The organism is Hungatella sp., assembly GCF_046966825.1.
On record NZ_JBKVCZ010000060.1, the window covers coordinates 17812 to 39174 of the forward strand.

Annotated in this window: 17 protein-coding genes; 2 read left to right on the forward strand and 15 right to left on the reverse strand. The window is 48.7% G+C overall.

Annotation, left to right across the window (positions count from 1 at the left end; all coding sequences use genetic code 11):
* Window positions 1-81: 81 nt before the first annotated feature.
* Both ACLTD4_RS18175 and ACLTD4_RS18180 read right to left on the reverse strand, forming a co-directional pair.
* Window positions 82-1728 carry a hypothetical protein gene (locus tag ACLTD4_RS18175; protein WP_117620896.1) on the reverse strand — a complete coding sequence of 549 codons (1647 nt, stop codon included), beginning with the start codon at window positions 1726-1728 and terminating at the stop codon, window positions 82-84.
* Complete coding sequence (locus tag ACLTD4_RS18180; protein ID WP_117620897.1) at window positions 1725-2906, reverse strand: MFS transporter; 1182 nt, start codon at window positions 2904-2906, stop codon at window positions 1725-1727. The genes ACLTD4_RS18175 and ACLTD4_RS18180 overlap by 4 nt, the downstream gene beginning before the upstream one ends.
* 211 nt (window positions 2907-3117) lie before the next feature.
* On the opposite strand from ACLTD4_RS18180, the gene ACLTD4_RS18185 reads away from it, so the two are divergent.
* The gene (locus tag ACLTD4_RS18185) at window positions 3118-4074 is read left to right on the forward strand and encodes a helix-turn-helix domain-containing protein (protein ID WP_117620898.1); all 957 of its coding nucleotides are present in this window, start codon (window positions 3118-3120) and stop codon (window positions 4072-4074) included.
* A gap of 87 nt (window positions 4075-4161) precedes the next feature.
* On the opposite strand, the gene ACLTD4_RS18190 is transcribed toward ACLTD4_RS18185, so the two are convergent.
* The 10 genes from ACLTD4_RS18190 to ACLTD4_RS18235 form a co-directional block, all read right to left on the reverse strand.
* Window positions 4162-4578: a putative toxin-antitoxin system toxin component, PIN family gene (locus ACLTD4_RS18190; RefSeq protein ID WP_055656247.1), complete on the reverse strand. Its 417-nt coding sequence runs from the start codon at window positions 4576-4578 to the stop codon at window positions 4162-4164.
* Window positions 4575-4877: a type II toxin-antitoxin system RelB/DinJ family antitoxin gene (locus ACLTD4_RS18195; protein ID WP_055656249.1), complete on the reverse strand. Its 303-nt coding sequence runs from the start codon at window positions 4875-4877 to the stop codon at window positions 4575-4577. Before ACLTD4_RS18195 ends, ACLTD4_RS18190 begins: the two co-directional genes overlap by 4 nt.
* A gap of 91 nt (window positions 4878-4968) precedes the next feature.
* Entirely contained in the window at window positions 4969-6135 is a 1167-nt protein-coding gene (locus tag ACLTD4_RS18200) for a sialidase family protein (RefSeq protein ID WP_055656251.1), read from the reverse strand.
* Window positions 6136-6201: 66 nt separating this feature from the next.
* The gene (locus ACLTD4_RS18205; RefSeq protein ID WP_055656253.1) at window positions 6202-7080 is read right to left on the reverse strand and encodes a carbohydrate ABC transporter permease; all 879 of its coding nucleotides are present in this window, start codon (window positions 7078-7080) and stop codon (window positions 6202-6204) included.
* A gap of 17 nt (window positions 7081-7097) precedes the next feature.
* Window positions 7098-8072 (reverse strand): ABC transporter permease, encoded by a 975-nt coding sequence (locus ACLTD4_RS18210; RefSeq protein ID WP_002600886.1) that lies wholly within the window; start codon window positions 8070-8072, stop codon window positions 7098-7100.
* Between the two features lie 19 nt (window positions 8073-8091).
* On the reverse strand, window positions 8092-9723 hold the full coding sequence (locus tag ACLTD4_RS18215) for a hypothetical protein (protein ID WP_117620901.1): 1632 nt from the start codon (window positions 9721-9723) through the stop codon (window positions 8092-8094).
* Entirely contained in the window at window positions 9720-10790 is a 1071-nt protein-coding gene (pdxA, locus tag ACLTD4_RS18220; RefSeq protein WP_055656257.1) for a 4-hydroxythreonine-4-phosphate dehydrogenase PdxA, read from the reverse strand. The genes ACLTD4_RS18215 and pdxA overlap by 4 nt, the downstream gene beginning before the upstream one ends.
* Window positions 10791-10804: 14 nt before the next feature.
* Entirely contained in the window at window positions 10805-11698 is an 894-nt protein-coding gene (gene dapA / locus ACLTD4_RS18225) for a 4-hydroxy-tetrahydrodipicolinate synthase (protein ID WP_055656259.1), read from the reverse strand.
* Between the two features lie 41 nt (window positions 11699-11739).
* On the reverse strand, window positions 11740-12900 hold the full coding sequence (locus tag ACLTD4_RS18230) for an iron-containing alcohol dehydrogenase (RefSeq protein ID WP_117620902.1): 1161 nt from the start codon (window positions 12898-12900) through the stop codon (window positions 11740-11742).
* Window positions 12836-14170 carry a four-carbon acid sugar kinase family protein gene (locus ACLTD4_RS18235; protein WP_117620903.1) on the reverse strand — a complete coding sequence of 445 codons (1335 nt, stop codon included), beginning with the start codon at window positions 14168-14170 and terminating at the stop codon, window positions 12836-12838. Before ACLTD4_RS18235 ends, ACLTD4_RS18230 begins: the two co-directional genes overlap by 65 nt.
* 259 nt (window positions 14171-14429) lie before the next feature.
* On the opposite strand from ACLTD4_RS18235, the gene ACLTD4_RS18240 reads away from it, so the two are divergent.
* Window positions 14430-16208, forward strand: coding sequence for a sigma-54-dependent transcriptional regulator (locus tag ACLTD4_RS18240; protein ID WP_117620904.1), 1779 nt, complete (start codon window positions 14430-14432; stop codon window positions 16206-16208).
* 226 nt (window positions 16209-16434) lie between these two features.
* On the opposite strand, the gene ACLTD4_RS18245 is transcribed toward ACLTD4_RS18240, so the two are convergent.
* The 3 genes from ACLTD4_RS18245 to ACLTD4_RS18255 form a co-directional block, all read right to left on the reverse strand.
* The gene (locus tag ACLTD4_RS18245; protein WP_117620905.1) at window positions 16435-18219 is read right to left on the reverse strand and encodes a glycoside hydrolase family 2 protein; all 1785 of its coding nucleotides are present in this window, start codon (window positions 18217-18219) and stop codon (window positions 16435-16437) included.
* The gene (locus ACLTD4_RS18250) at window positions 18212-19351 is read right to left on the reverse strand and encodes a hypothetical protein (protein WP_412331460.1); all 1140 of its coding nucleotides are present in this window, start codon (window positions 19349-19351) and stop codon (window positions 18212-18214) included. The genes ACLTD4_RS18245 and ACLTD4_RS18250 overlap by 8 nt, the downstream gene beginning before the upstream one ends.
* Before the next feature lie 28 nt (window positions 19352-19379).
* Window positions 19380-21363, reverse strand: a 1984-nt coding sequence (locus ACLTD4_RS18255; protein ID WP_412331461.1) for a sugar-binding domain-containing protein, incomplete at its 5' end; no start/stop codon positions are given.

Here is a 21363-nt window from a genome sequence, read left to right on the forward strand (position 1 = left end):
TATAGCCAATCATTCTGGCAAGCTATGCAATTATTGTTAGAAATAGAGTAAAAGTATTGCATATCTTGCTCAAAGCGACTGTTATGAATGTTTTACACAAATTTTAAATACTTTCTCCAGTGGTGTATACTCATTGCAGTACACCGTAAATCCGGAGTCGTTGACCTCTTCCCCGGAATAATGTCCTTTGAACTCATGACTTCCAAATCCCGGCCCCATGACAAGCTCTCTGTCGCTGTCCTTCACCTGTAAACAGCCATCCCGCAGAATCATGCCGCTTCCTGCCTCTGTCTTCATATAAAAATGTTCATTTTCAACCGTTGTCCCCGCGGGTATGCAGATCTCCAACCGGAGAGGAAGCCCCTTTAAGCCATCTGCCTTTAAATGAAGTTCCAGCCCCTCGGGAAGCTCCCGGATCTCCAGCCTCGTGTACAGCCTTTCCGGAAGCAGCTTCTTCCTCTTCGTCTGGTCCATCTCCCACCAGTCGGAGGTATTCTGAGGCTCGTCAAAGGGAAGATAGTACCAGGAGTCAAACGCCTCGCTCAGCACGCAGCCCTGCTCGTTCACTTCCATCGTCTTCGGGACGAAATTCCGCTTCTCGCAGCAGCTCTCGCCAATCTTCACACAAACAGCCGTACTCCCCGTCTTAAAAAACAGGAAGGAACTCTTTCCATTCAGAACCGTGTAGGTATACTCCTCTTTTTTCACCCGGAGAACGCCCGAGTGTCTGAAGTATTTCCGGTAGGATTCCGCAAATCCGTATTCCGTAAATTCATGCTTCATCATCTCATCGTGTGTCATAATCACCGGGAAGCAGTCCGGCGCGATATCCCCGCGTTCCATATTATCCTTCACGATCTTATGCGCCGCACCATCGAAGACTCCGTCGTCCCCCAGGCATGCCGCGTATAGGTACTGGTAAAAGTACTTGTCCGCATATTCGGCCCTTCCCTTATCCTGACGGGACGAGTTCTGTGTGAAAATGGTATCGTCCGGGTCGATATAGAGAAGCATCATCTTCAGATTTTTTCTTGCGTAGTCGTAATAAAGCTCCTCGCCGGTCTCCTGTCCAATGGCAAACATGGCGTTATTGACAACGGCATTGTAATTACCGGTGGAACGCTCGGCATACTCGCCGTCCTCATCCTCATCGACTCCCTCGGCCAGATACTGGGCCGCCCGTTTTCTCAGGCTGTCTGCGAACGCCTCGTCCTCTGCGAATAAGTTAGCTCCCTGCAAAAGCGCCGCGGTTATGCCCCATCTGTGATTCGGCGTGTGGAATCCACCGTCACGGATCGCCTTTAACGCATCCTGCATGATAACCAGATATTTTCTCTTCAGAACCTCTGTCTTGTCTCCGCCGGTTCCGTATTTGTCTAACAGACGGTACCCCAGGATCAGCCTCTTAAAGCAGAAGGAAGTATCGGCGGCGGACTGGAAGTTGCAGGTAGGATAATCGAAGGATCCATTTTCCCGCTGCATTCTCCGGACAAAGCCGCAGGCCAGATCGATCGCGTCAAACAGTGCTTCGTTCCGGTAAAATCTGCTGTCCTCCTTAAAATAGACAGACAGCGCCGTAGCCATATGGTAGATGGTCGTCTTCGCCTCCGCCACATCACCGTGCATCCCGCCATACTGGATGCTCTCCGGATTCTTATCCTGGCTTCTTAAAAAGTTATCGGTTCTGATCTCCGCGCCCTTCATCAGGTGTTTTATATAACGTTTCATTCCACATTCCTCCAAATATATTTTTGCAGTGCCATGTAACAGATATTAAATCCGACCATACAGGCCGGCAGTATCATAAAGCTTAACCGGTATCCGATCGCCCCCGTGATCATCCCGAAGAACAGGTTGAACACAATATCCGCAACCGTCGCCACGCTGATAATCGCGCCTGTTCTGGTCGCCACTACCCCGGCCGGATAAATCTGCTGAATCAGCAGCACCATGGTTGGGTAGAGCACGGAAATCGCCAGACCGGATATGCTTAGAAGCAGAATTCCATTTTCCCCGGTCAAAATCCCTGCACAGAACAGCAGGGTTCCCACTGTTCCAAAGATCCGGATACTTTTCACCGTTCCTTGTCTTTGGACCACCGGCGCAAAGATCAGCCGTCCAACAGTCATGCCGCCCCAGAACAGGGATAGGTAAACCGAGGCTTTACCGCTTGGAAGCTGGAACGCCTGAATACAGTACGAGAAGAGCCAGTTCATGATTCCGTGCTCCCCGATGAAGTAAAAGCCTATCATGGTGCACAGGAGAATGAAAACTGCCGGTTTAGGATTTGCCTGCGTGACGGGGGCTTCCGTTTTGACTTCGGATTGCAGGTGTTCCGGCCGCCTCTCTTCACCCAACGGAATTAAAATAAGGAGGAAGCCTGCGGCCGCTCCGATCAGAAGCAGAAGGAAGCTTACGCCTTTAAATCCGGGATAGCTGAGCCCATACCGTCCCAGCACAAACTGGCTGCCGCTGGTTCCTATTCCCTGGATAAAGAAGAAAATATTCACCATCAGACCCGCATATCCGCTGAAAACCACCGGCGTTAAAATATTTACTGTGGTATTTAACAGTGTCGATGCTCCCAGCGCAAAAAACATGGAGATCAGAATGCAGATATAGCTGTCAGACACCACGTTTAACAGCATGGACAGCACCCAGATTGCCGTCACCGACAGTACCACCGTTTTCCGCCCGAACGTATCCAGAAGCTTTCCGCCCAGACTCAGAAACAACAGGTTTCCCACATAGCTGATGGTAACAATCAGGGACAGCTGGGTATCGCTGAGCGTATACCGGTTCTGAAACACAGGGGCGAATATGCCTCTGAGCGAATCGCTGGAACCCAGCCCGAACATCAGAACCGCAAAACACAAAAATGGAACCGCTTTTTTCCACGTCTTCATTTATTTATCCATATCCTCCCGCTTTTCGATCTGTCTTATTCTCTATTTCATAGTAGAGTATATAGAAAATACAGGGCAATATCTATTCCCTTCTTGCTCTTTTTATCATTTTTATATTACGTATTTTGCTTTTTTTCCCGATTTATAGTAAAATAGAGTTAGTTTTGAATTGCGCGATTAAAATGCAGCGCTAAAGTAAAGGAGAAATTTTATGATGAAACCATACCCTGATTCCGTCTTAAACTACGAAAAGGGGTTTTCAATCATCATCAATGAACTGAAAACCCCGGTGGAAAATTCCATCTGCTACTATTTTGATTACGATGCGCGTTCCTACTCTGTGAACATGTCTTTCCCGCATATGCACATGTTTTACGAGATCATGATTCTCTTAAGTCCGAAGGCGTATCATTTTATCGCAGGAAAACCTTACTCCATCATAAACAATGATATCGTCCTGCTGGCTCCGGCCATCCTGCATCAGACGGAGTACTTACCGGGTCCTCCCAGCGACCGCATCATCATCAATTTCATGGTTCCCAAGCATCTGCTGCTCCACCCGGAAGGATATGACAGAATTCTGTCTATCTTCAATGATCCGGTCCCGATTTTCCGTTTTGACTTAGAGCGCCAGAAAACGCTGTTCCAGCTCATCAACCAGCTTACGGAACTAAGCCACACCGTAGAAGATTCCGCCATCAGAAATATGATGATAAACAACAAATTCACAGAATTTTTGTTCACACTCTACCAGATGCGGAACGAAAATCTCTATGAATACAATTCCGAGAGAAGCATCAAAGAGAAAATATATACCATCACCAACTACATACAGACGCACTATAACGAGGATCTCTCACTGGCGTACCTGGCCGACAAATTCTTTATCAGCTCCTTCTACCTGTCCCACCAGTTCAAGCTGGTGACCGGCTTCACCGTCGTGCAGTACATCCAGCAGACCCGCGTCAAAAACGCCCAGTATCTGCTGCTAAACACCAGCTTAAAGATCACCGACATCGCGGAAAAGACCGGTTTCTCCAGCTTTTCCCAGTTCAACCGCGTCTTCCACCGCTTCTGCAGCATGTCGCCGTCCGATTATAAGACCTTTTATAATGAGAATGCGATGCGGGTGAATGTGCCGATGATGTCTACGAAGAGTAATTTATAATCTATCAGTTTACTAAAAAAATGAAAAAGCACTTACCCAAAGCTTAAAAATAGCTTAAAGGGTAAATGCTTATTCTTTTATACCGTGTTATCTTTTTTCGTCCAAAATAGCCAGCATCTGATTTGCTGTCACAATAAACGGTTTTATAGGAAAATGTTTTATATTCCCTGTAACAAGATAGGCATCTTCTTCCTGCATTTCCAGTACCACTTCATAAAAAGGCAGATCCTTCCTGTCCGGTAATATCTCCCCGCTCGATGCCGGTTCAATACAGATTCCATATTTGTCAAAGGTATCCAGCAGTACAGAAATCAAATCTTCTGAAAAAAGAAATTTCTTTCTATGCAGTACCTCACGATATTCTGCCAAAATCTCCGCGCTGAACATCGGTATGATTTCTCCAGAAAACACCCGGCTAACCACCTGTACCGTCGCGGCATCATTATGACTGGAAAGCAATGCAGAAACCAGCACATTCGTATCAATCACTGCATAGCAAATCATTCATGATCCTCCCCGCTTCTTGCCTGGTTAATTTCAGCATTGATTTCCTCTAAAGATAAGTCCTGTATTCCATTGACTTTTGCCTCTTCTCTAAGCGCCATAAAAGCCTTCATTCCGTCGTTCCTTGTAATATCCTGTTTCGGAGATACAATTTCAAACGGAATCTTGCGTTCACGCACTACCGCACGTGCAAATACATTAAAAGCCGTAGTTGCATTCATGCCAAAATCTGCGCATAAAGAGTCAAACTGCCTCTTCAATTCTTCGTCCATACGAACACTAAACGTAGCCTGTGCCATCTTTTGCACCTCCTTTTCTACCTTAATTATATGCGTTTAGGTTCTAAAAGTCAATTATAAGAACTTATCAGGTTCGTTTTCTTACGTTTCTTTACCTCTGGCAGGGCATTCCGGGATCGCCTTCTGCACCCGGAAGCATTTTCTCTCCCCGGATCCACGTTTCATCCACGCACACATATTTGACACATCTGCGGTTTCCAAAGCTGTAGGCCGCATGAATTTTTCCGTCTTTTGACTGCATCATAACGGGATACTCATATCGGCGGTTATTGATATCATTAAATTCACCGACGAACCCTTCTCCCAGCTCAATGATACGTTTATAAGGCCATGTCTTTCCGCCGTCATCTGAGATGGCAAAGGTAACCGGACAACGCTGATTCGGCCAGACCGTCTTAGCTGTATCATCGTTGAATTTAACCGGATTGTAAATAAGAGCCAGACTGCCGCTCTGTAATTTTATTGAAGAAATGGAAGAATTGTTATTGGGCAGGCAGGTTGGCACCGGACTCGTCCATGTATCCCCATAGTCTTCACTGTATGCAATATAGATGTGATCCGCAAAACGGCTTCTGAATAAAGCTGTCAATTTCCCGGGAGCCACTTCCATCAGATTAGCATGTACACGGCCGGCACTGTCTGGAATCTCTGTCTCCCGCCATGTCTTTCCCTCATCATCTGAAATCTGCACCACAGTGATATCACTGCCGTTTCTCGACTCATCCGGAAAACAGATCCAGTTTCCAAACACCCATCTTCCATTAGATAAAATCTGTATTTTCTGACGGCAGAAGGAACCCGGCCGGGAAAACATGGTCTCCGTAGGCCCCCAGGTATAGCCGTTGTCCTTAGATATTTTTCTCCGTATTTCGGCCGTATACTGCAGATTAAAATTCGGATTGTCATCGGGTGTCCGGGAAGTCTGTGCCGTATACATCAACCAGATTTCTCCGCCAGGTGTTAAAAAAAGAGAAGGATTCTGCTCTGACCGGGACGGATCATCCGAAACGATCTCGCCCACACTCCATCTGCTTTCTCCTGCCTTTAACCGTGACACGGCAATGCTGATGTCCGCATTTCCTTCATCACTCCCTGCAAACCAGCAGGCCAGCAAATCACCGTCAGGCAATTCCAGAAGATCTGCCGCATGCACACTGTCAAACTGGTTGGGAATCAGCGCCTCTATCGTATCCAGCAGATTATTGTGATACAGTCTGCCATCCTCTTCTAAACAGTTCAGCTCCACATATTCTCTCATAACCCAATCCTCACTCTCAACCCCCGCAGGCTCTTTATCCTTTACCTGTGGTTCTATTTTATAGTTTTAACCTTTTACTGCCCCAATCATAATACCCTTTTTAAAGTATTTCTGAACAAACGGATATACCATTACGATTGGCAGCATCGATACAAATATGGCCGCAGCCTTCAAATTCTGCTGATTTAACGTCACTCCATTTAAAATAACGTTTTTAAATGCCGTACTCGTTCCTGCATCCGCGATTACTACCTCTTTTAACACCTGCTGAATCACCTTAAAATTATCTGTTTTCAGATAAATCTGGGGAATCAGATATTGATTCCAAATAGATACCGCATAAAAGGTTCCTATGGTTGCCATAATTGTCTTCGACAGAGGAAAATACAGCCTGGTGAGAATCGTCCAGTCATTGGCCCCATCTACCACAGCAGCCTCCTCCAGCTCTCCCGGAATCCCTTCAATAAAGGTCTTTGTTATAATCAGGAACTGCGTGTTAATGGCACCCGGAATAATCATGACCCACGGGTTATCGATAAATCCCAGTTTATTATAAATAATATACTGCGGGATAATACCGGCATCAAAGACCCATGTAACGATGAAGGCTCCCATCAGGAAATATCTGCCTTTCAGCCTGGGTCTGGAGAGTGCGTATGCGGTCACATAGGTTGTCAGTATCGCAACAATCGTTCCTCCAAAAGTATACAGAAATGAATTTCTAAGCCCGGTCCATACATGGAACTTTGTGCTTCCCATGATATACTTAAAGGCTTCTAAATTAAATCCCTTCGGGAGAAAGCTGACCTCTCCCCTCTGAAGATACGTTCCGTTGCTACATGCTACAAAAAAGACATACAGGAAAGGATAGATACAGATCACTGCTACCAGCAGCAGGATTATATTATTAATAATATCAAATACCTGCACTTTTTTTCTTTTCATGCTCCATTTCTCCTTTCCTAAAATAGTCTTGTCTCAGCAAATCTATCCGCCATTTTATTCACGAAACTAACCATGACAAATGCGATTACAGATTTTAATATGTTCACTGCCGTTCCGTAGCTGTAGTCCGGGAATCCCTTGGATTCAAAGGCGATTCTATATACATAGGTCTGAATAACATCAGCTGTATCATATACGCTGCTGTTATACATCAAAAGAATACGATCCAGATTAACCGTGAAAATGTTTCCTACGCTGATGATCAGCATGACTATAATGGAAGTAGAGATACAGGGCAGCGTAATTCGTAACATTTTGTCCCACCGGTTCGCGCCGTCCACTTCTGCTGCCTCATATAAAGAAGGATCGATATTCATCATAGCCGCAATATAAATAATTGCAGAGTAACCGAATGTCTGCCATATTTCCAGGATCACGTACAGCGGCCGGAACCAGCCTGGCTTGGCCATAAAATTAACGGAGCTTCCCCCCAGACTCCTGATGATGTTGTTCACAATTCCTGAGCTTGGAGAAAGGATCGTATAGAGGATACTGACCATAACTGCCGCTGAGATAAAGTAAGGAAGAAAGCTCAGCGACTGCACCGTGGACCGAACCCATTTCTGCCTGATTTCATTAAGAAACAGAGAGAAAATAATCGGAATTGGAAACACAACTACAATTGTCAGTACAGCCAGTATAATGGTGTTCATAAAAACTTTGGGAATATAGGGATCTGTGAAAATTCTCTTAAAATTATCCAGCCCTACCCACTTACTACCTAATATCCCCTGGAAAGCACTAAACTTTTCAAAGGCGATCACCATACCTCCAACAGGCCCTATTTTAAACAGGATAAGACTCAGAAGGCCGGGAAGCAGCAGCAGATATAAAATCCAGTTTCTCCTGATATCCTTTACAAACCTCTGTGATAAACTCCCCTTTTTCCGCCGGGGCGGCAAAGCCGCCCCTCCTTTTTTCTTTCCAGCCATCCTGATCTCCTTTCCAAACTTAATTATCGAAGGTTGCCCGATAAGCGTCCAACTGAATCTCTTCAATCCTGGACAGTCCAAGACTGTTCATCTCATCCTGGAAGGCTTTCCATGTATCTGCGTTGAATTCCTTATTTCCTGTGACAAAAGATACGATACCGGCAATTTCAGCATCAAAGACCGTTGCTACCAGATTGGATAATTCCTCTGTCTGTTCTGCTGTATATTTGATATTGTAGGACTCCATCATATTTTCTTCCGTATTAATCCTCTGGGCCGCTTCTGCAATCAAAGGAGAATTCCATGCAAAGAATGCTTCATTATCAACCGGCTTGCAAACGGTAAATCTGTCGCTTAAGAAAGACCATCTCTTCTCTCCTTCCGGAGTTGCCTCTTCCTTAGCATAATCAACGATAAACTTTTTGGAACCGTCGCCTTCTGTTTCGAAGCTTTCCCCTTCTACTCCATAATTCGCTAAGGTAATGCCTTCCTCACTGTAAAAATAATCAATAAAGGTAAGAATTGTTTTGATTTTTTCTTCACTGCACTGAGCATTGACAGCCGTAACACATTCTTCATTATATTTACAGCTGCTGGTCCCTTTTAATACCTTTCCATTTTCATCCTGGAACATGTTCATAACACCCATCTGATAATCTGGATCCGCATCTACGCCGCCGTTTGCCATAAACCATTCGGCTCTGTTGTAATAGTCGTATTCAAAGGTTCCATTTCCGTTGATCATTGCAGCTTCCCAATCACCCTCCGTACGGGTATTGGCAGCAAACTCCGGATTGATCAGCCCTTCATCATACCAGGTTTTCATAGTCTCTACCATGGTATATGCCCTGTCATCCATAATATCCAACGAACCGTCCTTCTGATGACCTACATATATTCCGTTAGATTCTTCCGATGAAATATTGCTGGGGCAGCCGAACCATGCAGCAAAACGGATAGGATTTTCTCTGCCCTCCAGAGGATAGTAGTTCGGGTTGTCCTTTCCATAATGTGCTTTCAGTGTTCGCATGGCTTCTGTAAAATCTTGAACTGTCTTAATCGAATTCACATCAATGCCCGCTTTTTCGAGGTGATCGGCACGGTAAGCCAGATAATCCGTAAAAATCGGGGATTCCTTTACAAGTCCATAGATTGCTCCGTTCTCATCTGTGACCAGAGCTTCGTAATCCGGGTTGTCATCGATATACTTCTGCAAATTAGGCGCATATTTTTTTATGTAAGGAGCAAGATCCACAAATGCCCCCTGCGGTCCATACACATTGGTCTGTACCAGCTTGGTCATCACCGCATCCGGAAGAGTTTTGGAAATAATTCTCTGATCAACCTCCGCATACACGTCATTAAAGTCATCAGGTCCTTCCACATATTCTACATGAATTCCCGTATTTGCTTCTGCCGCGTCATACCATTTGAGTTCTTTGATCCAGTCTACATAGGTATTTCGCATAAACATGGTATAGCTGTTGTCACCGCCGGCTGTGTCCTTTCCGTCATTTGATTTTTCAGCTACTGATTCTCCCCCCGTGTTTGCTGTACTCCCCTGCTGTTCCGCCGCTTTGCTTCCGCAGCCAGCCAGCATAGTTCCCATCATTGCGACAGTCAAAATTACAGATACCATTTTCCTTCTCATTCTCGTTCCTCCTGGGATAATAATGTTGTTGATGCACTTTTTCGCCTGCCTTCCGCAAATCTCACTGCATAATCGATTGCATTCAACAGGCTAAGTTCATTTGCAGTTCCGGTCCCGGCCTGATCAAAGGCCGTTCCATGGTCCACGCTGGTCCTAATAATCGGAAGTCCCAGAGTGATATTCACCCCTTCCACCGCGTCCCATTTCTGTTCTTCCTGATTGTATACAAATCCGACGACCTTGAGTGGAATGTGGCCCTGATCGTGATACATGGCAACTACCACATCGTACCAGCCCCCCCGGGCTTTTGAAAATATGGTGTCGGCCGGTATCGGGCCCTCAGCATAGATGCCTTCCGCTCTCGCTTCCTCAACCGCCGGAATAATCTCTTCGATCTCTTCTCTTCCAAACAATCCATTCTCACCGCAGTGGGGATTAAGGCCCGCGACCCCAATGCGCGGATTCCCGATTCCCATGTCCTTACACGCCTGTTCCGCAATCCGGATCACCTCTATAATCCGGTCTTTTTTCACGCGGTCACACGCCTCTCTCAAGGCTACATGGGTGGACACATGTACCACCCGCAGATTTTTATGTGCAAGCATCATCGTATATTTTTCGGTACCGGTGAACTCCGCATAGATTTCCGTATGTCCGGAATAGTGACGTCCCGCCAGATTAAGCGCTTCCTTATTCAGAGCATTCGTAACGGTCGCATCCACCTCCCCGGCCATAGCCAGCCCGATGGCCTTTTTTACATACTGAAAGGCAGCTTCCCCCGCCACGGCGGACACCTTGCCGACGGCCAGCGTCTCCGGATCCACGTTCTTCATGTCTATGACATCGATACAGCCGGGACGGTACTCTCCTTCAGACGGATTTTCAATTCCATTGATCCGGATCGAGCTTCTGCCGACTATCTGTGCCGCATTCTTCAAGACACGGACATCTCCAATCACCAAAGGGCGGCATTTTTCACTGACCGGGTGATCCGCCAGTGCTTTCACTGTTATCTCCGGACCGATTCCAGCCGGATCACCGAGTGTTATGCCAATTAATGGTCTCATAGTTTCGTTCCTTTCTACTCCATTCCAGCTTCCCGGTTTTCATCGATCACACGCCTTATAGCCTCCAGTCCCTCCGGGGAGATTCGGTCAAACGGTGCGCGGCATTTACCGACGGGATACCCCAGCATTGCAACCGCGGTTTTTACGATTGTATTGGGATTTCCGTATTTGAAGCAATCCCGGAAGGAACGAATGGAGTCCTGAGCCTCTCTTGCTCCCTCTAAATCTCCCTGCATGAACCGCTCATAGATCGCCGTCATCGTCCCCGGATAGACATTGGCACATCCTGCGATGCCACCGCCGCCACCTGCAAGCAGGTTCCAGTATATCAGGGAATCGTTGCCGGAAAGCACCGTGAAGTCCTTCCCCCTCGTTCGCTCCAGATACTGGAGCATATTGTCAAAGTTGCCGCTGGAATCCTTGGCTCCCGCAATGTTGTCAACCTTGGACAGCCGCTCTACCAGCGCCGGAGAAAGGCTGTTGCCTGTTCTTGCCGGAATGTTATAGAGGACCACCGGAATTTTTACAGCCTTTGCCACCGCGCAGTAATGTTCATACAGCTCCTCATCGGACGCTTTGGCAAACCACGGCGTGATCACAGACAGGACATCCGCCCCCAGCGACTCCGCCATCCGGCACATCCGGATCGTATCCTTCGTTCCGATGCATCCGCTTCCCGCATAGACGGGAACCCGTCCGTCCGTTTCCTCTATTACAATGGACAGAACCCGCTCCTTTTCCTTTTCAGTCAATATGTAGCCTTCTCCGTTTGTTCCGAACGGAAACAGTCCGTGTACCCCCGCCTCGATCAGGCGGTTCACCTGCCGTCTCAGTTCCGGCTCATTGATGGATTCATCCTCATTCATCGGAGTGATGATGGGAGGAATAATACCTTTCAGGACAGTCATCAAATTTCCCCCTCTCTCGTATCGAGTCTGCCGCGCCCATTCTATCCATGCATTACTTCTAAATACAGTCTGCGGGCATCCTCGTGTGTTATCTCTCTCTTATTATTATTCAGCAGCCGTTTCACGTCCATTCCGGCATTCACCAGCTCTTCCAGGGCGTCTGTTCCAATCCCAAATGCCGACAGAGAGGACGGTATTTCCAGCCGCCGGATAATCTCCTCCATGCGTTCCAGAAGCCTGTCCGCCTTTTCCTCGTCTGTTATCTGCAGCTCTTTTCCAACAACCGTATCATACAGTTCTGCCAATTCCTTCAGACAAGCTGATTTGTTAAACCGCATAACCGGGAGCAGCAGCATGGCATTGGAAACGCCGTGTGGGATATGATACTTTCCTCCCAGCGGATAGGACAGGGCATGTACCGCGGTGGTCCCTGAGGAGGAAATCGCAGCGCCCGCGTAAAATGCGGCAATTAACATATTTGTCTTCGCTTCTTCCGCCTCCGGATTATCACACGCCGCCTCGATATTATCAAAAATCAGTTTTGCGGCCTCCTTCGCAAACAGGTTGCTGAAAGGGTTCGCTTTATTCGAAGTAAAGCATTCCACCGCGTGCGCCATTGCGTCGACTCCCGTAGCTGCAGCGATCTTCCTGGGAAGATTCTTTAAAAGGCTGCCATCCAGAATCACGTAATCCGGGATCATCTCCGGGTTCACGATACCGACCTTCAACTGCTTTTCCGGCACCGCCACAATGCTGTTCATCGTAGCCTCAGAACCGGTTCCCGCTGTCGTCGGAATCATAAGCGTTGGAACACACTTTCTTCCCCTCCCCGGATCTTCCAGCAGCTGTCTGACTGTCAGAGAACCATCGCCCGTAATGGAAGCCAGTTTTGCCACATCCATGACGCTTCCTCCGCCTGCGGCCACGATGATATCGGCGCCGATCCGGCGAAAGCGTTCCATTACCTGCTCCGCCTCGTCACAATTCGGTTCGGCGGGCAGATCTGTGATCACCACTGTCTCTACCCCGGCCTCATTTAAAATTTCCAGCGGAATCTTTAACAGACCGGCCTGTTCCACTCCCTGATCTGTAAACAGGGCTGCTTTCTTAAATCTGCCTTCCGTAATTTCTCTGATCTTACGGAGCGCTCCCCGGCCGCTGTAGACAGCTCCCGGCATTGTAATTGAATATTGATCCGGCATTTTTTCTTCCTCCCCCTAAAATACTGTGTTTCACCAGCTGTTCCACTTCCATTAAAAGCTTCCGATCCCCAAAACCACCCGACTTCGAGATGATCCACTGCTCTTTTCCTTCCGTCCGTATCGAGGACAGGACCGTTCCCTGCTCCAGTTCCTGGTAAATGGTGATCTCGCCGCAGCGCATCCCGGTGATAAATCCCGCCAGCGTGTCTCCGCCAATAATCATGAAGGTGGCGTCCAGCCCCATTTCCAGAAGCTGCTTCAAGATCTCTCCCAGAGTCTTTGAGATGGTCACCCGCGCTTCCTCCAGCGGAATGTGGTTTTCCCTCCGGTATTCCGTCACCTTTTTCGTGTCGGAAATCCCCGTTTCGATCACACAGGTGATTCCTGATTCACAATCCTGCTTCAGACCGTACAGCCATCTCTTTCCTTCCTCAGAGCTTAAGTATCCTGGAGTAAACTGCTGGACCGGAGTCATGGTAATCCGCTTCATTCCATTCTGTTCCGCATATTCAATCTGTCTCTTTGTAATTTCATTGATGCTGCCGCAGATAATGATCATCCTATCTGTTATAGCAGGAATTTCCACCTCACGTATTTCCAGTTTCAGGAAATCACCCAGCACCGATGCAAAACCGGCGCAGCCAGCCATGACGCCCAGACACTTCTGTTTCATCAAATCCTCTGTGATCTTTTTTATCTGCGCTTCACTCGACGCGTCGAAGATTCCAATCTCCTTCCCCCTGCCTCTCTCGTAGTGTTCGCTTTCCTGATACGATACTGTTTTTACTGATACATCGCAAAACAACGCTTCCACGCTGGGCGATACCACCGGTTCAAAAGGATCGCGTCCGAATACGCTCTCGTGAATAGGTACCCCTTCCACATAATGGACTCCTCCGACTGTGATCCGGTCCATGGCCGGCAGCGCCGGGATAAACGTAAGATACTGTTCTCCGCTGGCCAGGAGTGCTGCCTCCAGTTCTTTTCCGATGTTTCCTCTGAGTCCGGAATCCGTTTTCTTATAAATATAAGGAACTCCCGCATCTCCCGCTCTCTTCACCACATCGAAAACCTTCCGGTACGCTTCCTGGCCCTCCAGATGTCTTGTCTGTGCATCGATCACCAGCACTTCCGCCTGTAGCCGTTTCAGTGTCTCCTCGTCCTCAGGAAAATAATTCAGGACTTTCGTCGTCATTCCTTTCCCGGCAAACTGCACTCCGGTATCAAGGGCTCCTGTAAAATCGTCTGCAATTACAAGAAGTTTTATCATTTTGTCTACCCACCTATTATTGTTTCATTTTTAAACATTTCATATTCTACAGTTTCTATCGTTTTCCTTTGTTTGTTTAATAATACCAATTAAAACCGGAATATTCAAGAATTATACCGCCATTTTTTCAAGAAATATTGTTTTATTTTGAAACATTATAGTTATATATTGTTTTTTATCATTTGCTATGCTATATTTGTTTTAAATAGAAACACTTTAAATAAAAACGCTTCATTTTGGGGAAAGGCAGGGGTTTTTAATGGATAAAAAAACAAAGATACTGGGAATCGCACCGTATGAGGGTATGAAAGCGCTGATGATGCGTCTGGCCGGACAGCGGGATGATATCGATCTGACTGTGTACGTCGGCGATCTGGAGGCCGGGGCCGAGATTGCTTCCAGGCACACCTTTCAGGATTACGATGTTATCTTATCCCGGGGCGGCACCGCCGAAATGATTTCTTCCATTTCCCCGATTCCCGTAGTGGAGATTCAGCTTTCCGTATACGATATTCTCCGCGCCATCAAACTGGCGGAAAACAACAACGACCGCTATGCAATCGTCGGCTTCCCCGGAATCACCAAAAATGCCCGTTTTCTATGTGATTTATTGCAGTATACCATTGACATCTACACCATCCATAATCCGGAGGAAGTCCAGGATACGCTCACCCGTCTGACTACAGCCGGATACCGCATGGTTTTATGTGATGTTGTGACGAATTCCCATGCCCAGAGACTGGGGATGCGCTCGATCCTCTTTACTTCCGGTTCGGAAAGTATCGAGGCGGCATTCGATCAGGCCGTCAAGACAGCCGGAACATACCAGGCCCTGATCTCCAAAGCAGAATTTTTCCGGACGCTTCTGGAGGATTATCCGTATTATGTGTTTGTCTACAGTGAAAAGGAGGAGCTGATCTATACCTCAAAAGAACATAATTTTTCACCGGCCGTGATGACCGCCATGAAAAACTATGTGTCGGAGATTCTTTCCGAGAACAGCAAGAAATTTTATAGAGATGAAGGCGATCTGCTGGTTGCCATCAAGGGAGTGAGAAAACTGATTTACAAGCAGACTTACGTTGTCTATTACGTCAACACCCGGAAAGTCCCTCTGTCTCTCATCAAAAATGGAGTTCGCTATATCGACAGGAGCCAGGCTCTGGAACAGTTTTATTCCAGCTTCTACGGCCTCACCAACCCGTCCGGAACCTATACACCTTCTCTGGATCAGATGAATCAGACCGGTGCTCCCGTCATGATTCTCGGGGAAGACGGTACGGGGAAAGAGGAGATGGCTGCTTTTATCTATTCCCAGAGCAAATCTCAAAATAAGCCAATGGCGATTATCGACTGTTCCCGTATTACGGATAAGAGCTGGCAGTTTCTTACCGGGCACACCAACTCTCCATTCAGCGATACGGATACCACCATCTATATCCGCGAGCTGGAGTTTCTGTCTGACCAGCAGTTTAAAGAGCTGTTTTCCATTATTCGGGATTTGAATCTGCACCGGCAGAACCACATGATCTTTTCCTGTACCACACGGGAAGGCGAGGAGCTGAATCAGAATTCCCAGCTTCTCATGAATCACTTTAACTGCCTGTCCTTCACCCTCCGGCCGCTCCGGGCTAACAAAGACGAGATCCCGGATCTTGCCAACTTATATATCAGTAATTTAAATATGCAGCTGGCCCGGGAAATCGTCGGTCTGGAACCGGAAGCTGTCTCCCTTTTAAAAGAATACGGCTGGCCCGGCAATTATAATCAGTTCAAACGAATCATGACGGAGCTGTTTGCCATAACAGATACGTCCTATATCAGAGCCGCCTCCGTTTCCAGACTTCTGCTCAGAGAACAGCCCACCATCCTCTCAGGCGACGGCATTCCTCTCGATTTAAACCGGCCCCTGGAAGAAATAAATCTGGATATCGTGCGCCACGTTCTCTCCGAAGAAAAAGGCAACCAGAGCCAGGCCGCCAAACGGCTGGGAATCAGCAGAACCACGTTGTGGCGGATGCTGCAGAATATTGTGTGAAATTATTGTTTCTCTATGGAGAGTTGGAGGAAATCGCAAACCAAAGAAATGAGAAAGATAGAATAGCGAATATAGAAAAATAAAAAACAAAGAGTAAAAAACAGTAATTTTACCCTTTGTTTTTTATTTGGCTAAAGCAGCAGAAGACATCGGAGACAGCCACGCGAAACAATGCGCTGCACAAGGAAGCCAAAACATTTAATCTAGCGGCAGCTTTGAGACCACATTAAAAAGGCTTCTCTTCTCTACCCCCTCCGTCTTCCCCAGTCATACAAGCCGCAATCCTGTCCACCTCCATCTTCGGCGTCCTGTCCGCATACAGCAGTCCGTTCGTCTCCTGTTCCACGTCAGTCAGCTGGGTATAGCAGAAACCCGCCAGACCTCCGATCCGGTTCACCGCGCCGGTCAGTTTCGACAAGCGCGCCGCAAATGCTTCCGGCCCTGCCGCCTTCTCGTTATATCCCCAGGATTCCTTCTTCCCATCTTCCATGGCGATCCCGCCGAACTCCGACAGAAATACCGGCTCACCGCCATAGCTGCGGCCTTCACTCAACACCATTTTTCCAACCGCAGTCCATCCCATCAGTGCTTCCATGTCGCGGAACTTCTCTGCCAGGACTTCTCCGTCGCTCTCATAATCATGAATCCCCACAAAATCAGCCTTCACAGCTTCCCACCCATCATTCGTGCTGACGAGCCGGTATGGATCCAGGGCCTTCGTATAGTGGTAGAAGGTCTCCGCAAAATGCTGCTGTTCCCGATCGAACAGGACATTTCTGATTCCCCAGCTCTCATTGAACGGAACCCACGTAATGATGCAGGGATGATTGCAGTCTCTCGCAATCACCTCTCCATACTCATGCAGCAGCGCGTCCATGCCTTCCTGGCAGAACTCATAATTGGACGGCATCTCCTCCCACACGAGAATTCCCATATGGTCCGCCAGATACAGGAAAACCGGATCCTCGATTTTCTGGTGCTTCCGCACGCCGTTAAAGCCCATGGCGCGGACCATCTCCAGATCCTTAAGCAGTGCCTCGCCATCCGGCGGTGTCATGAGGCTGTCCGGCCAGTATCCCTGGTCGAGAACCAGGCGCTGGTACAGAGGAAAGTGGTTAAGTAAAACGTGATTCTCCTTTACCTCGATGGTACGCATCCCAAAATACGTCTCCACCCGGTCACAGGCAGATGCCCCTTCCAGATATTCAAGCTCCAGATCATAAAGCACCGGCTTTTCCGGACTCCAGAGATGAACGGTATTGTCGATGGGATCTTCCTGACGCACGGCTATAATAAATTCAGGACGCTTTCCCTTTACCGCCACGGAGCCCGTTCCAATTTCTCCGCCTTCAAACTTTAATTTCCATCGCACCTCTCCGCAGACATCAGGTTCCGCAAAGCTGATTTTCACTCTCACCTCACCCTGATCCGGCAGCGGAGTCAGCCGGACATGTTCCATACGGCGCGGTCCCGTAATCTCCATCCAGACATTCTGCCATATTCCGCTGGTCGCCGTATACCAGCAGCGGTCTGTCTCGATATTCCAGTGCTGTTTTCCCCGGGGCTGGGCTGTATCATAGCTGTCACGGCACATAACTGTAACTCTCGCCGTTTTGTCCGTCCGGCTTACAAACGGTGTCATTTCCACGGAAAACGGCGTGTGTCCGCCCCTATGGCTTCCTGCCCACCGGCCATTGATCCACACAACCGCTTCATAATCCACAGCCCCGAAATTCAGCCAGAGTCTGGCATCCTCCGCCTGCTCTTCCCATGAAAAATCCCGCTCATACCACAGACATGGGTGGCCTTCCGTTTCCCCGATACCGCTTTTCCGGCTCTGGTAGCAGAAAGGCACCGTAATTTCCCGCTCATAGGCATGGCCGTTCTGCCAGCCTTCCCGTATACCGATGTTTTTATCGTCAAATGCAAATTTCCAGGCTCCATTCAGGCTCTTCCAGCCCCTCCGGTAAAAGTCCGGCCTTGGGCTGGCCATTTTTTCTCTGTCAATCATTGTGATTCTCCTCTATCTCATTTTCCCCGTCCAAAAACATGGGATCACACCCATACCGGCCCATCCGGTTTCCATAGATGATGCATCCGCCGTCATCCGTCTCTATCGACACTACCGTGTTTTCTTCCACTTCCACCGGTATATCATACCGGAAGCCATAACCATACGTCCCCGTCCGGCGGTACGAGACAATCCCGTCTTCCGCCGCCCCCGCGTTGGAAAACAGAGCCCTCTTATCCCAGGGCTGATCCGGAATTACCAGTTCCCCGCACAGCTCTCCCTGTACGTAAATCCGAACTTTCGACGGATACTTCCTCTCATCCGTCAGCCTCGTTCCTTCCAGACATTCGCAGGAGGAAAGCTCAAGCCGCAGTATCTTATTTCCACAGTATCCCTTCGGCACCGGAATATGCCAGGAAGCACGGCCGCTACCAGCCGCCCACCATATGCGGCGTTTCTCCATGCTTCCCCTGCCGGTAAAGCCAGAAAATACTTCTCTGTCCGTGTTCTCCGGATTCCAGTAAAATGCCTCTGGTCCTGTCTCTTCTTCCGTCTCAACTTCAAACTGTACATCGTGCTCACACAGAGTGGCGCCGCGGTCTGTGATCCAGGCAAACAGCCAGGCCCCCTTGATTCCCTCCGGTATCCTCACTTCAATTTCACCCGGTTTTCCTGTTTCCAGCCACGGAATGCTCATATTAACCTCACCGCCGTCCAGCTCCCGGTTCCACTGCCCCAGAAAATCGACACCAGCCAGGCTCCAGTGCACCCGAATATCACGGTCTCCCGGTTTCCTTCCTCTGATCCCGGCGTAAACCGGCCCCTTTACCACCTCTCCCGTTTTCACCCCGGTCAGCCAGGGCCTCGCCAGAAAGATAAAGTCCGCCTGATTGGCCTGCTCGTATCCCGTCGGCGTCATATCCCGATGCATCAGGCCGAAATCTCTTCTGACACGCAGAGAGGTAAACGGACTGGTGTCCTCATTCTCCTGAGAGGTCAGATTCATCCGCACGTATCCCGCAAACCGGCAGATGCGGACCAGACGCTCAATCTCATTGGTGTGTACAAACTCACTGATGATGACCGGCTGCCCTTTCTGACAGACCTTTCCTGTAAATACCGTATCCTTCAACGGGTTCCTGCAATTTCTCTGAAGAAGATCAGCCACCGTCATCCTTCATCAATTGCCGGTTTTCCTCGTTATAGCAGTTAAACGCCGATCCCGGGTAATTCTGTTTATCCAGCCGCTCAAAGAAATCCATCGCATCCGCAAATTCGGTTGGATAGCTGTGATAGTCCAGAATATCCGTCTCTCCCGTCTTTCCATACCCCGAATTATCCACCACCAGAATTCCTGGCGCCAGCCGTCTATATGTCTGTGCCGAAGTACGAATCCAGTTCTGAGCCTCATCGTTATCCCACGGGCTTCGCTCGTGATCCCCGAGAATTCCCCATGATTCATTAAATACAGAGCACAGAACCACACTGGAATGATAGTTCTGCTTCCTGGCCATAGCCTTCAGCCGCCGCAGATGCAGCCCGCGCCACAACGGATCCTTCCACGTCCCATAGAAACAGGAAGGAACCTCGTCCCATACCAGAACTCCCTCCCGGTCACAGGCGGCGTACCATTCCGGCTCATTGTCCTTGATGTGCATCCGGATCATGTTGTATCCGCATTCACCGGCCGCCTTTACATCGAAGGAAACACTTCCCGGTCCCTCTCCTGTCAAAGAAGGATACGTATAGATCCCCCAGGGATTATACCCCTGGTCCAGAACGCCGCGGAGATAGACCGGATTTCCGTTCACTGTCACATACGCAGTCCCGTCCTTGACCGTCTTCTGCCCTACCCTGCGAAAGGAAACCCAGCGTTCATACGTTCCCCCAGAGCCGCTCTCCCCACCAACCGACGCGGAGAGTACATACCGGTTCGGTGCTCCGGGTTCCCACTGCATAAGCCCTTTTCCAAAGATTTGAAATGCAGCCTCCGGTATACCGCGGCTATTAATCGTTAAAGGCTCCAGCACTTCGATCCTTACGTCTTCTCCCGCCATTTCAAGATTCATTTCTATACGGCAAATAAAATCAACCGGTCCGGCCATAACACGAAGAATCTCCAGATATCCTGTTTCCGTTTTAAACTGAGCCTCTTCTGTCCGCCCACAGTCCCTTACATAGACAGTCATGCAGTCATACGCCTCGCCGTATGTCGCATCGAAATCCACGGAAAGCCGTGTCTCTCCAAACTCGAGTACTGCCTCCGCGTGCCCCTCCGGAGCGCGGTAAAGGAAATCCAGGCGGTATACAGTATCTTTCTCTGTGTCCCACTTAAGAGTTCCGGAATCCACGCTCACCTCCGACATGGTCTCCGGATTCCCCTCGGCTTCTATTCTTCCGCCAAAACGGATTCCGTCATCCTCTTTCCGGTAATCATCCACCAGAATTTCGCTGATCCTGACTTCCTTCTCTTCCTCCAGCCAGACATTCTGCCAGATTCCGGGGCTGTCCGTAAACCAGAATCCCTGCTTTCCAAAGCAGCATTGATCCCCTTCAAACGGATACAGAACCTCCATGGTCAGTGTATACCTTCTGCCTGCCTTAAGCCGCCCCAGGCGGATACGGCAGGGCGCATAAAAGTCCACCGTACAGCCAATTTCCTTCTCATCCAGCCATATCTTCGCAACTCCCGATACAGCTCCCAATACCAGCTGAACCCTCGTTTCCTTTTCCACGGAAATCTCCGTCTGCATCCAGGCTGTCCGTCCCTGTTCTCTCCAGTTACACCGAAGCGAAGAGGCCTGATGCAGAGAATTGTCATCAGCCAGAAATTCTTCCCCAAAGGCCCGCAGAGACTGCCAGGAACCGGGGATCCGGATTCTCTGGTCAAAGGTATGCCTGCCGGGAAGATACCATTTCTCCTCTTCCCCTGTTTCCAGCGGATCCATGGCGAATTTCCACACGCCGTTTAAGGAAGCTAAGAAACAGTCATTTTTTAATTCTCCCTGCGGAATCATTTCGCGGCTGTCCTGCTGCCAGTACGGCTCCAGGCACCATCGGTATTCGCTGCCGCCATGTTCCACCGGAAAATGGCAGAATCCCCGTCCTTCTGCCCCTCCAATCACCTCATAAGCCCCAGGAGGC